This window comes from Cetobacterium sp. ZWU0022, assembly GCF_000800875.1.
GTDB lineage: Bacteria > Fusobacteriota > Fusobacteriia > Fusobacteriales > Fusobacteriaceae > Cetobacterium_A.
Genome location: NZ_JRJZ01000129.1, coordinates 1 through 16,741 on the forward strand (window position 1 = coordinate 1; position 16,741 = coordinate 16,741).

Annotated in this window: 18 protein-coding genes; 11 read left to right on the top strand and 7 right to left on the bottom strand. The window is 30.9% G+C overall.

What is annotated here, in order from left to right:
- Positions 1 to 75: 75 nt before the first annotated feature.
- From L988_RS10340 to L988_RS10360, 5 genes are read right to left on the bottom strand one after another with little or no spacing between them, the layout of a single operon-like run.
- The gene (locus L988_RS10340) at positions 76 to 1,704 is read right to left on the bottom strand and encodes an NFACT family protein (RefSeq protein WP_047384021.1); all 1,629 of its coding nucleotides are present in this window, start codon (positions 1,702 to 1,704) and stop codon (positions 76 to 78) included.
- Positions 1,704 to 2,381, bottom strand: coding sequence for a MarR family winged helix-turn-helix transcriptional regulator (locus L988_RS10345; RefSeq protein ID WP_197053964.1), 678 nt, complete (start codon positions 2,379 to 2,381; stop codon positions 1,704 to 1,706). The genes L988_RS10340 and L988_RS10345 overlap by 1 nt, the downstream gene beginning before the upstream one ends.
- Complete coding sequence (gene rpe, locus L988_RS10350) at positions 2,381 to 3,022, bottom strand: ribulose-phosphate 3-epimerase (protein WP_197053965.1); 642 nt, start codon at positions 3,020 to 3,022, stop codon at positions 2,381 to 2,383. Before rpe ends, L988_RS10345 begins: the two co-directional genes overlap by 1 nt.
- Before the next feature lie 44 nt (positions 3,023 to 3,066).
- Positions 3,067 to 3,933 (bottom strand): ribosome small subunit-dependent GTPase A, encoded by an 867-nt coding sequence (gene rsgA, locus L988_RS13475; RefSeq protein ID WP_081982695.1) that lies wholly within the window; start codon positions 3,931 to 3,933, stop codon positions 3,067 to 3,069.
- A gap of 35 nt (positions 3,934 to 3,968) precedes the next feature.
- Positions 3,969 to 4,670 carry a PASTA domain-containing protein gene (locus L988_RS10360; RefSeq protein WP_047384028.1) on the bottom strand — a complete coding sequence of 234 codons (702 nt, stop codon included), beginning with the start codon at positions 4,668 to 4,670 and terminating at the stop codon, positions 3,969 to 3,971.
- A 161-nt stretch (positions 4,671 to 4,831) separates the two neighbouring features.
- Here L988_RS10360 and hpt point away from each other — a divergent pair, with 161 nt between their 5' ends.
- From hpt to ilvA, 11 genes are all read left to right on the top strand, one after another.
- Positions 4,832 to 5,356: a hypoxanthine phosphoribosyltransferase gene (hpt, locus tag L988_RS10365; RefSeq protein WP_047384030.1), complete on the top strand. Its 525-nt coding sequence runs from the start codon at positions 4,832 to 4,834 to the stop codon at positions 5,354 to 5,356.
- Between the two features lie 23 nt (positions 5,357 to 5,379).
- Positions 5,380 to 6,171 (top strand): 16S rRNA (adenine(1518)-N(6)/adenine(1519)-N(6))-dimethyltransferase RsmA, encoded by a 792-nt coding sequence (gene rsmA, locus L988_RS10370; protein ID WP_047384032.1) that lies wholly within the window; start codon positions 5,380 to 5,382, stop codon positions 6,169 to 6,171.
- Between the two features lie 81 nt (positions 6,172 to 6,252).
- A complete protein-coding gene (locus L988_RS10375) occupies positions 6,253 to 6,492 on the top strand; it encodes a DUF4911 domain-containing protein (RefSeq protein WP_047384033.1) in 240 nt (79 codons plus the stop codon).
- A gap of 27 nt (positions 6,493 to 6,519) precedes the next feature.
- Positions 6,520 to 6,759 (top strand): KH domain-containing protein, encoded by a 240-nt coding sequence (locus L988_RS10380; protein ID WP_047384035.1) that lies wholly within the window; start codon positions 6,520 to 6,522, stop codon positions 6,757 to 6,759.
- Positions 6,760 to 6,786: 27 nt separating this feature from the next.
- Positions 6,787 to 7,302, top strand: coding sequence for a ribosome maturation factor RimM (rimM, locus tag L988_RS10385; protein ID WP_047384037.1), 516 nt, complete (start codon positions 6,787 to 6,789; stop codon positions 7,300 to 7,302).
- 10 nt (positions 7,303 to 7,312) lie between these two features.
- Entirely contained in the window at positions 7,313 to 8,038 is a 726-nt protein-coding gene (trmD, locus tag L988_RS10390) for a tRNA (guanosine(37)-N1)-methyltransferase TrmD (RefSeq protein WP_047384039.1), read from the top strand.
- Positions 8,028 to 8,546, top strand: a complete 519-nt coding sequence (locus L988_RS10395) for a gamma carbonic anhydrase family protein (RefSeq protein ID WP_047384041.1) — start codon at positions 8,028 to 8,030, stop codon at positions 8,544 to 8,546. The genes trmD and L988_RS10395 overlap by 11 nt, the downstream gene beginning before the upstream one ends.
- An 8-nt stretch (positions 8,547 to 8,554) precedes the next feature.
- Positions 8,555 to 9,118, top strand: a complete 564-nt coding sequence (locus L988_RS10400; protein WP_047384043.1) for an RNA methyltransferase — start codon at positions 8,555 to 8,557, stop codon at positions 9,116 to 9,118.
- A gap of 48 nt (positions 9,119 to 9,166) precedes the next feature.
- The gene (locus tag L988_RS10405; protein ID WP_052191813.1) at positions 9,167 to 13,447 is read left to right on the top strand and encodes a PolC-type DNA polymerase III; all 4,281 of its coding nucleotides are present in this window, start codon (positions 9,167 to 9,169) and stop codon (positions 13,445 to 13,447) included.
- An 18-nt stretch (positions 13,448 to 13,465) separates the two neighbouring features.
- A complete protein-coding gene (locus L988_RS10410; protein ID WP_047384050.1) occupies positions 13,466 to 14,371 on the top strand; it encodes a DMT family transporter in 906 nt (301 codons plus the stop codon).
- Between the two features lie 85 nt (positions 14,372 to 14,456).
- Complete coding sequence (gene ilvA, locus L988_RS10415; RefSeq protein WP_047384046.1) at positions 14,457 to 15,665, top strand: threonine ammonia-lyase; 1,209 nt, start codon at positions 14,457 to 14,459, stop codon at positions 15,663 to 15,665.
- 42 nt (positions 15,666 to 15,707) lie between these two features.
- Here ilvA and L988_RS10420 read toward each other — a convergent pair whose 3' ends face one another.
- A complete protein-coding gene (locus tag L988_RS10420) occupies positions 15,708 to 16,286 on the bottom strand; it encodes a DsbA family protein (protein WP_047384048.1) in 579 nt (192 codons plus the stop codon).
- Between the two features lie 262 nt (positions 16,287 to 16,548).
- On the bottom strand, positions 16,549 to 16,741 hold a 193-nt coding region (locus tag L988_RS13970; RefSeq protein ID WP_231549840.1), incomplete at its 5' end, for a hypothetical protein.

The window sequence follows — 16,741 nt, forward strand, 5'->3', positions numbered from 1 at the left end:
ATATCTTTATCCCTTTTCAAAGAACTGGACCTATTTTTCATCTTTAGTTAACAGATTCATAATTTTGATTCGTGCTTATATTGTTACGATAATAGATTTAAATACCTTGTATGTTACAAATCCAGGTTTAGCACCTTTAGGTTTGTTTAAATATTTGATTGGAGTATAGTCAACAGTTAATTTAGTTCCTTTCGGAAGTTTAGATTGTTGACCACAGAAGACAGCAATATTATATATAGTTTCTTCAGTTAAAATCTCAGAATGATTAATAACAGCGTGAGTTCCAGGCATATCTTTACAATGGAACCAGATATCTTCTCTATTAGAATACTTAGTTGTTAGGGCATCATTTTCAAGATTATTTCTTCCGTATCTAACTAAAATATTATCGATTGTAATCTCTCCAAAGTTAAAAGCTTTAGTGACTATTTTTTTTGGAGCTTTTTTACTTTTTATTTTAGATGAAAGTTTCAAGTAGCCCTCGTTTAAAAGTTCCTCTTCAATAAGTTTTAGATTTTCTTTGGAATCACTATTTTCAATAAACGTTTCTACACTTAAAAAATATTTTAAATTTTCAGAAATTTCAATAAATCTTTTTCCATTGAACTCCATTCCTTTTTTTAATTTATTATATTTTTTATAAATTTTTTCAAGATTAACTTGTGGAGTTACTAAAGGGTCTAAAGGTATTTTGCACATCTTATCGTTGTAGAAATCGTAGAGCTCAACCTCGGTCATTCCTTTTTTTAAAGTGTAAAGAGAAGCGGCTAAAATATCCCCGAGCTCTCTATATCTATCAAAATCTTTTTTATCTTCTAAATCTTTTTTGATTGAGATAATAATTTTTTCAGATTTTTTTATTTCTTTTTTTACACACGCAGTTAGTTTATCTTTTAATATTTTAAAAGTATTAGATAGATTTTTATTTTCTAAATAGAAATTTATTAAGTCATTAAAGCTCTCATAAGTTTTTACAGAAGCATATTCTTTGGGTTCTATATTTAGAACTGTAGCCAAAAGAATTTCATCATGTTCATTAAAAAATATTTTAGGAGATATTTTATCGTTTAAAATTTCTTTTAATTTTTCAAAAGAATCTAGTGAATTTGCAAGAGACTTTCCAAGACCTTCTACATTTTTTAATAAAGTTTTAGATTCTTTTTCAGAATCAAAAAACTCTTTTGTAATAGTATCAGGATTCATTTTTTTCTCTAGAGATGGAGTAGTATACTCGATTCCTGGAAAGAGAATTCTGCTTGGGTTTTCTTCTATTGAAAAACGTTTTATAGAATCTAAGACTTTATTTTCTCTATCTGTTAGTATAAGATTTGAATGTTTTCCCATCATTTCAAAATATAGATTGTAAACTTTGATTTCTCCAAGTTCGTTTAATTTTGAAAATGTAAAAACTAAAATTCTGTCAAAGTCAATCTGTTTAATAGACAGTAGTGTTGATCCAACTAGATGCTTTTTTAAGTTTAAAGAAAAAGAACTGTTCTCTTCTAATAGATTTTCCTCTTTTGTATTTGATAAGTAGCAAAGAGAAAGGGCTGGGAAACAAGAAAGAACAAATTTTAGTTTCCCGAAGTTAATAGTTACAGCTAAAGAACTCGTCTGAACTATTTTATTAACACTTTTACCCTTTAAAGATGATTCTAATTCATCTTTGATTTTATTTAAAGAGATACCATCAAGGTATAACATTACTCTTCAACCTTAATAGCAATCAGGTTTTTTGCATCTAAAAGATTTACTTTAAGTACAGAACCATCTTCTTTTTCAAGAGCTACTTTATCTTTATCTTCTGATTCTATAATCTTTACAGCCGAATAGTGTTCAATTCCGTTGTTTGCGAAATAGTCTTGGATAATAGGAGTTCCTTTAACCTCAGTAATAGAAACAAGAGATCCTATAGCAAATTCTGTAACAGAGTGAGGTTTGAAAAACTCAGTTTTATCTTTTAAATTTTTTAGAATTAATTCAAAAGTTTCAGTAAAGTGATTTAAGTCATCAGTAGGAATATTTTCTGTGATAGTAGAAATAATATTCTTGTGGTAGTTGTTATGGTAGTTTAAAGCTTCAATTCCTTTTTTAGAAAGAGAAACGTATACCTTTCTTCTATCTGCATCAGAACGAACTCTATCAATAAATCCTTTTTCTCTCAATTTAGTTATCGCAACAGTAGCTGTACCCATAGTTATTCCAAGTCTGTCAGATAACTCGTTCATACTTAAAGATTCTTTTCCGATAGCTTCTATTATATGTAACTCTGTATGAGTTATACATTTGATTCCTCTTTTTAATGCTAAATCCTCAGTTTCATAGAATAGTTTATAGAAATTTTCTAAAACATCATTTACTTTATTTATATTATTCATAATTATCTCTCCTTTAAAGACTTTATTCTCTCTTTGTAATCTCCTGAGAAAACATATGATCCAGCTACAAAAACATTTGCACCAGCATCGATACATCTTCCGATTGTTTCGTCAGTGATTCCACCATCAACTTGAATATCAACAGTTTTATTTAATTGACGAACTTCAGCAATTTTTTTAACTGAACTTTCAATAAATTTTTGTCCTCCAAAACCAGGATTAACAGACATAACTAAAACCATATCCAACTCATCAATAACATATTTAATGGCTTCAACAGGAGTAGCAGGGTTTAAAGATACACCAGCTTTAACTCCGAAAGACTTTATAAGTTGTATTGTTCTGTGTAGATGCTTAGTAGCTTCAGCATGAACAACAATGATATCAGCTCCAGCTTTAACAAAATCTTCGATATATCTTTCAGGTGATTCAATCATAAGATGTACGTCAAAAACTAATTTAGTTTTATTTCTGATTGACTTTACAACAGGTGCACCAAAAGTAATATTAGGAACAAACATTCCGTCCATAACATCTATATGTACATAATCTGCTCCAGCTGCATCAATAGCTATAACCTCATTACCAAGTTGGCTGAAATCAGCTGAAAGTATAGATGGCGCTATTTTAATCTCTTTTTGTATCATTAAATTCACTCCCTTATAGTGTTAAATACATTTTTTAATAATTATTTATATTTATTCCAAATCTCATTTTTAGATTTATCATAACAACGTTTAAAGAACTCATACCTTTCCTTTGGAATCACTCCATTTTCGACAGCTTTTTTAACTCCACATTGAGGTTCGTTGATATGAACACAGTTATTAAATTTACAACCTTCTCCTAAATTGAATTCAGGGAAAAGAGTAATTAGTTCTTGTGCATCCTCAGTTGGTGGAAGATCAACAGATGAAAATCCAGGAGTATCAATAACAAAACCACCGCTAGGAAGAGTAAGAAGTTTGCTGTCTCTAGTTGTATGCTTTCCAGCTCTTAATCTTTTACTAGTTTCTCCAGTTTTTAATTCTTTGGAGTCTTGTAGAAGGTTTAAAATACTAGACTTACCTACACCTGAAGGACCACCAAAAGCAGTAACATTGTCTTTTAAAAACTCTTTAAGTTCTTCGATACCAATATTTTCATAAGTTGAGATGTAGAAAACAGGAATCTCGATTTTATCAAGATACTCTAAATTTACTTTTATCTCTTTAAGTTCATCTTCAGATAATAAATCAACTTTATTGATGATTAAAACTGGGTTTATTTTATTGTATAGACTATTTAGAATAAGAATATTGATTTTTTCATAATCTATAGCAGGGTCTTTAGCCGCGAATTGTATAACTCCGAAATCAATATTAGCAACTAAAGGTCTTCTTAGAAGATTTTTTCTAGGTTTTACTTCAGTTATAAAACCATCTGCGTCAAAGACAACGTAGTCTCCAACAGTACAGTTCTCTCTTTTGTCAGATCTTTTTAAAATACCTCTTAATTTACAAAGATATTCTTTTCCATCGCTTTCAATGTTATAGAATCCTTGAATTTTATTAATAACAATACCTTCGATAATAATTCACACTCCTTAAATTAATAGCTAACAACAATATCAATAATACTTCCAACAGGGACAGTTTCTCCAATATTTGTTGTTTCGATAACAATTCCTTTCTCTAAGTCAGGAATTACTTTTTCTTGAACAGTTCCAATAATAAGGCCTTTTGAAATTAATTCATTAGTTGCTTCATCAAATGTGAAACCTATTGTATCTGGAACCTCTACAGAAGCTACAGAGTTAGAGTTACTTAAAAGAAGTGAAATTCCTTTATTTTTTTGAGTACTCTGTCCTAAAGAAGGTGTTGTAGCTAAAACTGTATTATATGGTAAATTTGAAGATGTATAAGAAACTTTTTTAATTCTCACACCCTCTTCTTGTAATTTTGCAGAAACCTCAATTAAGTTTTTATTAGTAAAGTCAGGCATAATATAATCGTCCTTTCCTTTACTTAACCAAACTCTAACAGTTCTCCCCTCTTTCACAGTTTTTTCAGGAGAAGGATTTTGTCTGAAAACAGTTCCAGTAGGAAGGTCAGAAAAGTCGCTTCCAGCAATAATAACATTTACTTTATCAATAGAGTCAATTTTTTTAATCTGATCTAAATTCATTCCAGTTAAATTTGGTAATGAATAGAAACTTTTATTGAAAGATATCTTCAAAAATATGTTAAAACTAAAAAAACAAATAAAAATAACAAGTATAAAAGATAGCAGATATGCTAAATATTTTTTCATTTTTCCTCCTAAATTGGTACTGTGAAATTAAATAATAAAATACTTTAAATACTTATAAAATAATATCATAGTGGCACTAAAATATCAATAATTACTTGATAAATAGTAGCTTAAATGATAGAATATTTTGTAAACTATTATTTGAAATTTAGGAGGGAAAAATGGATTACACAATAGAGAAAATGATTTCTGAAGGAGATTTACAAGCAAGAGTAAGAGAGGTTGCAAAAGAGATTGAGAGAGATTACAAAGGTAAAGATCTTATTTGCGTAGGTTTACTGAAGGGGTCAATCATGTTCATGGCAGATTTACTGAAAAATGTTGAGATGGATTTAGCTATGGATTTCATGAAAGTCTCTAGTTACCATGGAGGAACTGATAGCACAGGTGTAGTAAAGATTTTAAAAGATGTTGATGCAGACTTAACAGGAAAAGATGTTCTAATAATAGAGGATATAATTGATACAGGATTAACTCTAGAATCTGTTAAAAAGTTTTTAATGTCAAAACAACCAAATAGCTTAAAGGTTTGTTCTTTATTAGATAAGCCAAGCAGAAGAAAAGTTGAAATGGTTGGAGAATACATCGGGTTTGAAATTCCAGATGAGTTCGTAGTAGGATATGGACTAGATTATGATGAATTATATAGAAACCTTCCTTATATCGGAAAAGTAGTTAGAAAATAATAATAGAAATAAAAGGAGGTAAGATGTCCTTTAAACATAAGAAAAAATTTGGACAAAACTTCTTAACAGATCAAAACGATGTTTTGAATAAAATAATGGAAGTTTCAAATGTTGAAAAAGATGAGCATATAATTGAGATTGGACCTGGAGAGGGAGCTTTAACAGCTTTACTTTTAGAAAGAGCTGAAAAGGTAACTTGTATAGAGATTGATACAGATTTAGAAAAAATCTTAACAAAAAAGTATTCATCAAATCCAAAATTTAATCTAATAATGCAAGACGTTTTAACGGTAGATTTAAAAGAAGTAATAGAGAAGGGAAGAGTTGTAGCGAATATTCCATACTATATAACTTCACCTATTATAAATAAAATAATTGAGCATAGAGACAGAATTAGTGAAATGTTCATAATGGTACAAAAGGAAGTGGCAGAAAGAGTTTGCTCAAAATCAGGAAAAGAGAGAAGTGTTTTAACTTTAGCCGTAGAATATTACGGTGAAGCAGAATATCTATTTACAATTCCCAAAGCATTCTTTACACCACCACCTAAAGTAGATTCAGCTTTTATGTCGATAAAGTTCTATAAAGACGCAAGGTATGAAAGTAGAATCTCTGAAGAATTGTTCTTTAAATATGTTAAAGCAGCATTCTCTAATAAAAGAAAAAATATCATAAATAACTTATCTACTTTAGGATATTCGAAAGATGCCATAAGAGAAAAGTTAGCTAAATTAGATATTCCTGAAACAGAGAGAGCAGAAAATTTAACAATAGAGCAGTTTATAGACTTAGCTGAGGTATTTGAAGCAGAATAAAACTTTTAATAAGTGAGGCGTTGATAAAAGAGGGGGTACCTAATTTTTGAAAGCCTCCTTTTAGCTTAAAAAGGAGTAAGAATGGATAGTTATGAATTTAAAATAAAAACGAAACGTGAGGATATTGATTTTATCAATAAAATAATGGAAGCTTACGAAGGTGTTGGAGTAGTAAGAACTAAAAATGCTGACGCAGGAGATTTATCAATCGTATCAACAACAGATTTTAAAGAGGATGTAAGAATGATTGTTGAAGATTTAAATAGAAAATGGGTTAAAGCTGAAATAGTTTCAGAAGGACCTTGGTCTGGAGAGTTATAAGAATAAAAAAATCAGGAGGATAATATTGTGGAAAAATTAGAGCAATTAATTAATTATATAATCGGTGAGTTAGTTGAAACAAAAGAGGGAATAAGAATAAGTTATGATTTAATAGATGATACAGTAACATTTAAAGTTAGTGTAGCTCAGGGAGAAATGGGAAGAGTTATAGGAAAAAATGGACTTACAGCAAATGCAATAAGAGGAGTTATGCAAGCTGCTGGAGTAAAAGATAAATTAAATGTAAATGTTGAATTTGTAGACTAATTAAAGAATTTTGAAGGAGAATTAAAAATGGATTTATTATCAGTTGGAAGAGTTTCAGGAACTCACCATTTAAAAGGAGCTATAAAAGTTACATCAAATTTGGATGATTTAGAACCATTAAACGGAAGTAAAGTTATGGTTGAATTGCCTTCAGGTGATGTAAAAATATTAACGGTTAAAAAAGCATCAAATATGGTAGATAAAAAATGGATTCTTGAATTTGAAGAGTTAACTAATAAAACGGATGCAAATTCAATTCAAAACGGAGTTATAAAAGTAAGAAGAGATATCTTAGGAATAGAAGAGGATGAGTTTTTAGCGAATGATGTTTTAGGAATGAAAGCTATAACAGAAGATGGAGAAAATATTGGAGAAGTTGTAGATGTTTATGAGACAGCTGCTCACGATATATATGTTATTGAAGATGATGAATATGAAACGATGATACCTGATGTAGAGGTATTTATAAAAAAAATAGATTTTGAAAAGAGAGAGATTTTAGTTTCGTTAATTGATGGTATGAGAGAAAAAAAGAAAGACTAAGGAGAAAGTTGTGAAAATAAATATATTAACACTATTTCCAGAGTTTTTTGACTCGTTTAAAGAGCATAGTATAGTTAAAAGAGCTGTGGAAAAAGAGCAAGTAGAGATTAATATAGTTAATATAAGAGACTTTGCTGAGGGAAAACAAAGACAGTGTGATGATATGCCTTTTGGTGGAGGAGCTGGAATGGTTATGAAACCAGAACCGCTACTTAAAGCCTTAGAGCAAAATGGTGGAAAGGTAATTTACACTTCTCCTCAAGGAGTTAGATTAAATCAGAAGTTAGCTTGTGATTTAGCTCAAGAAGAGGAGATAACAATAATAGCAGGTCACTACGAAGGAATAGATGAAAGAGTTATTGATAGCAAAGTTGATTTAGAGATTTCGTTAGGAGATTTCGTTTTGACTGGTGGAGAGTTACCTGCAATGGTAATATCAGATTCAATAATAAGATTGATTCCTGGAGTTATAAAAAAAGAGTCTTATGAAAATGATTCTTTTTATAATGGACTTTTAGATTATCCACACTATACAAGACCAGCTGAATATGAGGGATTAAAGGTGCCAGATGTTCTTATGTCAGGTCATCATAAAAATATAGATGAATGGAGATTAAAACAAAGTTTAAAAAGAACTCTAGAAAGAAGACCTGAGTTATTGAAAGACCGTGAATTCTCAAAGTTAGAAAAAAAACTTTTAAAAGAGATAAAAGGAAGTGGAGCAAATGATATATAAATTAGGAAATTTAGTTCCAAAAATTGGTGAGAATAATCTTATAGTTGAAAATGCTACAATAATTGGAGATGTTGAAACTGGAAAAAATGTTAGCATCTGGTTTTCAGCAGTTTTAAGAGCTGATATGAGTAAGATATCAGTTGGAGACAATTCAAACATTCAAGACAATACTACGGTTCATGGAGATACTCCGTTCCCAGTAGTTATAGGTGATAATGTAACAGTAGGTCATAACTGTGTAATTCATGGTTGTGAAATAGGTGATAATGTTATTGTTGGAATGGGATCAATTTTGTTAAATGGAGCGAAGATTCCTAAAAACTGTATTGTTGGAGCTGGAAGCTTAGTAACGGATAAGTTGATAGCAGAGGAGGGGGATTTAATTGTAGGATCTCCAGCTAAAGCTATCAAAAAACTTTCTGATAAAAATGTAGACTATTTACAATATGCAAATCAGGTTTACTTAGATAAAATAGAGATGTATAAAAAATTAGAGAGAATAGGGTAGGTAAAAAAATGAGAAAAGCAATATATTTAGGACTAGTTCACTCACCTGTATACAATAAAAGAGGGGACGTAGTATGTACATCAGTAACAAACTTTGATATACACGATATATCAAGAACTTGTAGAACTTATGATGTTAATCAATATCATATAATAGTATCTGTAGATGCACAAAAGCAATTAACTGAAAGAATTATAGGTTACTGGCAAGATGGTTTCGGAACAGGATATAACAGAGATAGAGAGGAAGCTTTTGGAAGAACGAGAGTTTATGAATCTATAGAGAGAAGTATCGCTGAAATAGAAGCAAGAGAAGGAAAGAAACCTTTAATAATAACGACATCAGCAAAAACATTCCCAAACTCAATAAGCTATAAAAATTTATCTGAGAAAATGATAAATGATGATCAACCATATTTAATTCTATTCGGAACAGGATGGGGATTGATTGATGAGGTTATGAATATGTCAGATTACATTTTAGAACCAATTAGAGGGGCGGCAGACTATAACCATCTATCAGTTAGATCGGCGGTTTCAATCATCTTAGATAGATTATTAGGTGAAAACTAATTGAGAAGAGAAATTAGAATAAGACCTCAAAGAAATATTTTTAAAGAGATGGGGATTGAAAATATCGAAATCACAGAGATAGTGTTCAGCGAGAGAAATAAAAAGATGGATCTTATATGTGTGGTTTCTACTCCGCAAGATTTAAAAGGATTAGATAAGGCTTATGAAAATTTAAAAAAGAAGTTTGGAAGTGAATTAGATATAGATTTTAAAATAGAGTATATGTCTAAGGAGATAAGCAAAGAGAGTTTTTTAGAGATTGTAGAGAGAGTTATCGAAAAATTGAAAAAAACAAATGCTATTTCAAAATCATTTTTATATCTTTATAGAGTCTCTATAAGAGAAAATAATGTTGATATAGAGTTGAAAAATGAAATGGCAGTAGAAACACTTTATAGTTCAAATTTAGATGTAAAGTTGCAAACACTTTTAGAGAACTATGGAATAAAAGGATTTAAAGTTAACTTTGTTTCGGGAGATTTCAACTCAGAGATAAAAAATATTGAGAGTGAAATTGAGAATCAGATAATAACGTTAAGTGAAAAAGAAGAGGAAAAAGAAACAGTTGCAAAAGTTGCTGCTCCACCAGTTGAGATAAAATCGGCAGTTCCAACAGGAAGAGGTGGATTCAGTAAAAAGAAAGATATAAAAAGTCCAAGTATGCCATTATCAGAGTTTAAAGAACTTATAGAGAATGAAATTGCAGTTGTAGAAGGTGAGCTGTTTGCTACTGAAGGAAGAGAGTTAAGAACTGGAAAGATTCTTCAAGTATTAAGAATTACTGATGGTGAAGATTCAATAACTGCAAAAATTTTCTTGAATAGTCCAGAGGATTTTGATGTTAAAGTTGGAGATTTTGTAAAAATTAGTGGAAAAAAACAGATAGATACTTTTGAAAATAATGAGGAAATAATATTAGTTAATATTTTAAATAAATTAGAAAAAGAGAAGTCTAAAAAACAAGATTTATCTGAAGAGAAAATGGTAGAGTTACATACACACACTAAAATGAGTGAAATGTGTGGAGTAGAAGATGTAAAAGGAATTGTAGGAAGAGCGTTAAACTATGGGCATAAAGCTGTTGCGATAACTGATTATGGTGTTGTTCATGCTTTCCCGTTTGCGTATAAAGCTGCAAAAGGTAAAGATATAAAAATAATCTTTGGTTGTGAGATGTATATGGTTGATGATACTCAACCGATGGTGCAAAATGCAAAAGATGTTTTGATTGATGAAGAGACATATGTAGTGTTTGACTTAGAGACTTTAGGTCTTAATTCACATAAAAATGAAATAATAGAGATTGGAGCAGTTAAACTTCAAGGTAGAAGAATTGTAGATAGATATTCTCAGCTTATAAATCCGGGGAAACCTATTCCAAAAAAAATTCAGGAAATAACAGGAATAGATGACGCTTTAGTAGCAGGAATGCCTTCAATAGAAGAGGTATTACCTAAATTTATGGAGTTTTTAGGAGATGCAACTTTAGTGGCTCATAACGCACCTTTCGATATGGGATTCTTGAAAAGAGATATAAAAAGGTATCTAGATATAGATTACAATCCAGCAGTTATAGATACACTACAAATGGCGAGAGATCTATATCCTAATCAAAAAGGATATGGACTAAAACCTATGACAAAATTCTTAAAAGTAGCACTAGAGAATCACCACAGAGCTGTTGATGACTCTCAAGCTACAGCAGCTATGTTTGCAATATTCTTAGAGAGATATTTAGAGGTTGGAGTAACAAATCAACTGAATATGACAGGAGCTTTCCCACTAAACTTTAGAAAGCAGGATATTAGAAATGTAATGGTTTTAGTAAAAGATTTAGTTGGATTGAAAAATCTTTATAAATTAATTTCAGAAGCTCATATTGATTACTTTGGAAATAAAAAACCGAGAATTTTAAAAACTGTATTAAGTGAAAATAGAGAGGGACTTATACTAGGAGCACCGACATCAGTTCATTTTGCAAATAATGGTGAACTTTCAGAAGCGTACTTTAGAAATGATTTGGAAAAAGTAAAAAAATGTTTACAGTTTTACGATTATGTTGAATTACAACCAAGAGTTACATTTTCAGAATTTTTAGATAGTGATGATACAGGGGCTATAGCTTCGTTTAAAGATGTAGAAAAAATGAATAGGTATATGTATGATTTAGCTAAAGAAAATGGAAAAATAGTAACTGCTTCCTCAAACGTACACTATCTAGAGAAAGAGGATCATAAAATAAGATCTATTCTTCTTTATGGAAGTGGAAGTGTATTTAGGGAAAATCAATATAGAGTTGATAATGGATTCTACTTTAGAACGACGGGTGAACTTTTAGAAGAATTTAGTTACTTAGGTGATGATATCGCAAGAGAGATTGTTATTGACGCAACAAATGATATCAATAATAAAATTGATAAGGTTCAACCAATTCCAAGTGGATTCTATCCGCCTAAAATAGATAACGCTGAAAATATTGTAAGAGACATGACCTATACTAAAGCTTACGAACTTTATGGAAATCCTTTACCTGAAAATGTTGAGGCAAGAATTGAAAGAGAGTTAAAAGCAATCATAGGAAACGGATTCTCAGTACTATATTTATCAGCACAAAAGTTAGTAAAAAAATCTTTAGACAATGGGTATCTAGTTGGTTCGAGAGGTTCAGTTGGGTCTTCGATAGTCGCATATATGATGGAAATAACAGAGGTTAATGCATTATATCCACATTATTTATGTACAAATCCTGAGTGTAAACATTCAGAGTTTATTGAAAGAGAAGGAGCTGGAGTCGATTTACCAGATAAAGATTGTCCAAAGTGTGGTCAAAGATTAAAAAAGGATGGACATTCAATTCCGTTTGAAGTTTTCATGGGGTTTGATGGAGATAAAGTTCCAGATATAGATCTTAACTTCTCAGGAGAGTATCAATCTGAAATTCATAGATATTGTGAAGAGTTATTTGGAAAAAGTAATGTATTTAAAGCAGGAACAATATCAACTTTAGCAGAGAAAAATGCTGAAGGATATGTTAGAAAATTCTTTGAAGATCACAGTATCATTTCAGGTAGAGCTGAAGTTATGAGAATGGCTCAAAAGTGTGAAGGTGCAAAGAAAACAACAGGGCAGCATCCAGGTGGTATGATAGTTGTACCTCAAGGGAATTCTATATATGAGTTTTGTCCAGTTCAAAGACCTGCAAACGATCAATCGAGTGACTCTACAACAACACATTATGATTATCATGTAATGGATGAGCAGCTAGTAAAATTAGATATACTTGGGCATGATGATCCTACAACAATAAAAATGCTTCAAGAATATACTGGAGTAAATGTTTATGATATTCCTTTAGCGGATCCAGAAACTATAAAGATTTTCTCTGGAACGGAATCATTAGGTGTAACCAAAGAAGAGATTGGATCAGTTGTTGGAACTTATGGTGTTCCAGAGTTTGGAACAGGATTTGTAAGACAGATGCTTGTAGATACAATGCCAACAACATTTGCAGAACTTGTAAGAATATCGGGTCTTTCACACGGAACAGATGTATGGCTAAATAACGCCCAAGAATTTGTAAGAGAAGGAAAGGCAACACTTTCACAGATTATATCAGTTAGAGACGATATTATGAACTTCTTAATAGATCAGGGGCTTGAAAAAGGTACGGCATTTAAGATAATGGAATTTGTAAGAAAAGGACAGCCAAGTAAAAATGTAAATCAATGGAAAGAGTATTCTGATTTAATGAAAGAGCATGGAGTTCCTGAATGGTATATAGAATCTTGTAGAAGAATAAAGTATATGTTCCCTAAAGGACATGCGGTTGCTTATGTTATGATGGCAATGAGAATAGCATATTTCAAAGTTCATTATCCTTTAGCATTTTATGCGGCATATTTAAGTAGAAAAGTAGAGGACTTTGACTTTGAGTTGATGAAAGATTTAGCGAGTGTAAGAGAAAGAATACAAGAGTTAAATAAAGAGCCTAAATTGGATGTAAAGAAAAAGGCTCAACTAGCAGTGTGTGAAATAATAGTAGAGATGCACGCAAGAGGATTTGAATTTTTAAATCTAGATGTATATAAATCGCATGGATATAGATTCACAATAGAAGATGGTAAAATAAGAGTTCCGTTGATGGCTTTAAATGGACTAGGTGCTTCTGTTATGGAGAATATTATTAGAGAAAGAGAGTTGGGAAGATTCATCTCTTATGAAGATTTGAAGAGAAGAACAAAAACATCTCAAACAACAGTAGATAAATTAAAAGAGTTGAATTGTATAGAAGCTTTAAGTGAAACAAATCAAACAACTTTATTTTTCTAGGAGGGCAAAGTGTTTAACATAAAAAAACAATATTTAGGTGCAGGATTAGTTTGTTTAGCTGCAACTATGTGGGGATTTGATGGTATAGTTTTAACACCCAGATTATTTAAACTGGATGTAGCTTATGTGGTATTTGTACTGCATCTACTTCCATTATTAGGAATGAGTTTATTGTTCGGAAAAACGGAGATAGCGAATATAAAGAAATTAGGAAAAGAGGATCTGTTTTTCTATTTCTTAATAGCACTATTTGGAGGAGCTTTAGGTACGTTATCAATAGTAAAAGCTCTATTTTTAGTAAACTTTAATCATTTAACAGTAGTAACATTGCTACAAAAATTACAGCCGGTATTTGCAATTATTTTAGCAAGAATTTTATTAGGAGAAAAAGTAGGGAAGAATTTTATATTCTGGGCTTTAGCGGCACTAATAAGTGGATACTTCCTAACTTTCCAATTTACGCTTCCTCACTTTGAAGCCGGGGATAAAGTTGGAGTAGCAAGTTTGTATGCTATGTTAGCTGCATTTTCTTTTGGAAGTTCAACAGTATTTGGAAAAAAGATATTGGCAAACTCGTCATTTAGAACGGCTTTATATACAAGATATCTTTTTACATCAATAATTACAGGATTGATAGTACTATTTAACGGAAATATGGGATGGTTCTTGAAAACAACTCCAGACCAATGGCTGATATTTGTGATTATTGGTTTAACAACAGGTAGTGGAGCAGTATTGCTATACTACTTAGGGCTTAGACACATAAGAGCAAATATAGCAACAATGTGTGAGTTATGTTTTCCTGTTTCGTCAATAGTTTTTGATTATATATTTAATAAAAAGATGTTGTCACCAATTCAGTTTATTAGTGCGGGAATGTTACTGTTTACAATATATAAGATCACTAAAAATCAAAAAAACTAAAAAAAAGCTTGAAAAACTTGTCCTAAAAATATATAATAAACTTATTAAAAGTTGTATAATAATGAATTTTTGGAGGGGTTAAACCGTGGATTGCAATTTTACCTTAGAAGATATATTAAAAGCTAATGAAACTATAAAGGATTCATTAAAAAGAACACCTGTAGTAGAGTGTCCGACATTAAAGGATTTAACAGGGAATTCTGTATTCTTTAAATTAGAAAATTTACAAAAAACAGGATCTTTTAAATTAAGAGGAGCCTTAAATAAAATAGCTAGCCTTTCAGCTGAAGAAAGAGCTGCTGGAGTAATAGCTTCATCGGCAGGAAATCATGCACAAGGAGTTGCACTAGGAGCAGCGGCACAAGGAATAAAAGCAACAATAGTTATGCCGGCAACAGCACCTTTAGCAAAAATTGCAGCGACTAAATCTTATGGAGCTGAAGTAGTTTTAGAAGGTGAAGTTTATGATGATGCTTATAGAAAAGCTTGTGAGATTCAAAAAGAAACAGGTGCCACTTTTTTACACCCTTTTGATGATAAATTTGTAATGGCAGGGCAAGGAACAATAGGTTTAGAAATATTAGAGGATATTCCAGATGTAGATGTTGTTTTAGTACCAATCGGTGGAGGAGGAATTATTGGTGGAATAGCTAAAGCTATAAAATCATTAAGACCAGAAGCAAAAGTTATAGGAATAGAAGCTGCAAATGCAGCATCAATGATGGAAGCTGTAGCTATGAAAGAGGTATGTGAGATTACAACAAAACCAACAATAGCTGATGGAATAGCAGTTAGAAAAGCAGGATGTGAGCCATTTAAAGTGGTTCAAGAGTGCGTTGATGAAATTGTAACGGTAACAGAAGATGAAATAGCTAAGGCAATTTTATTCCTTATGGAAAAAAGTAAAGTTGTTGCTGAAGGTGCAGGAGCTACAACAGTAGCTGCAATTTTAGCAGGAAAAATAAAGGTTGAAAATAAAAAAGTTTGTGCAGTTATATCAGGTGGAAATATAGATATTAATCTAGTTGAAAGAGTATTGAATAAAGCATTAATTCTAGAAGGAAGAAGATTTGCGTTCTCAGTAGAATTATCTGATAAAGTGGGAGAGATGGCTAAAGTAGTTGCTGCAATTTGTGAAATGAACGCAAATATTTTAAGTGTTAATCAAACAATGTATAGTCCAAACTTAGGAATTACTTCTCAAGAGGCAAGTTTTGTTTTAGAGTGCTTTGATAAAGAGCATCAAGAAAAAGTAAAAGAAAAATTGACATCTATGGGATATAGAATGTATTAATAAAAAAATGAGAGGAAACCCTCTCATTTTTTCTTATCTTAATTAATTTAAAATTTCTAACCACTTTTCAATTCTTCTAGGGAAATTTTTTAGTTGAACCTTATCTATATAAAATGTAGGAACTACATCAAAATCATAATCTGAAACCTCTAAATTTAATTTATAGTGTTGCTCTTTAAATTCTCCAGAGCTTAATGATTCAGAAAACTCGTTTTCAGGAATACCTAAATTTTTAGCAACATCTGTTAGCACATTAATATTTCCAATATCTCTATTATGAAGCCAATATGCATCTAAAACTTCACGGATATACTCAATTCCTTTATTATATTTTTCAGCAGTGTATAAACCTTCGAAAGCTAGAGCTGTTCGAGGTTTAGGATTTACAGTTGGGAAATTAATTAAAATATTTTCAGACTCTGCCCACTCGACAATATTTTTCTGAAAATATATTTTTCCAGCCTCGTTCACAACAGCTTGTGGTTTTGGTTCTGGAGAAAGTTCATACGGTAAAAATTTAAATTCAGGAGTAATATTTTTTTCTTTAAGTGCTTTTTCAAGAATCTTTTCTCCTACAAAACAATATGGGCATATAAAATCTAAAATTATAGTTATTTTCATATTTTCCTCCTAATATTTTCAATAAAGTTGCTATGAATAATATTACACTATATTTTCAAATTATCCTTTAAAAAATAAAAAAATTCAAAAAAATGGTTGCAGAAAAATTCTTTTTATAGTATACTCCTGCTAACAATAGAAGAGAGGTTAGTTCACTTCCACAAAGGGAGCCTAAGGCCGAGGGCTATGATCTTGTGATCCTGTGAATTAAGTATTGTGACGCTGCCATAACAATACGCTTATTAAGATTTTAATTAAGTTCTCAAAGGCATACCATTTTTTGGTATGCCTTTTCTTTTGGGGTAGATACTAAAAAAATCGGGAGGACAAAAATGTCAAAAACTTTATTATTAACTTTTTTATCGTTATCAGCATTTACTTTAGCTAAAACAGAGTAGAATCTGTTAACTAAAGATGAAAAATAGGTCCAATTCCTTAAAAAGGGATAAAGATTT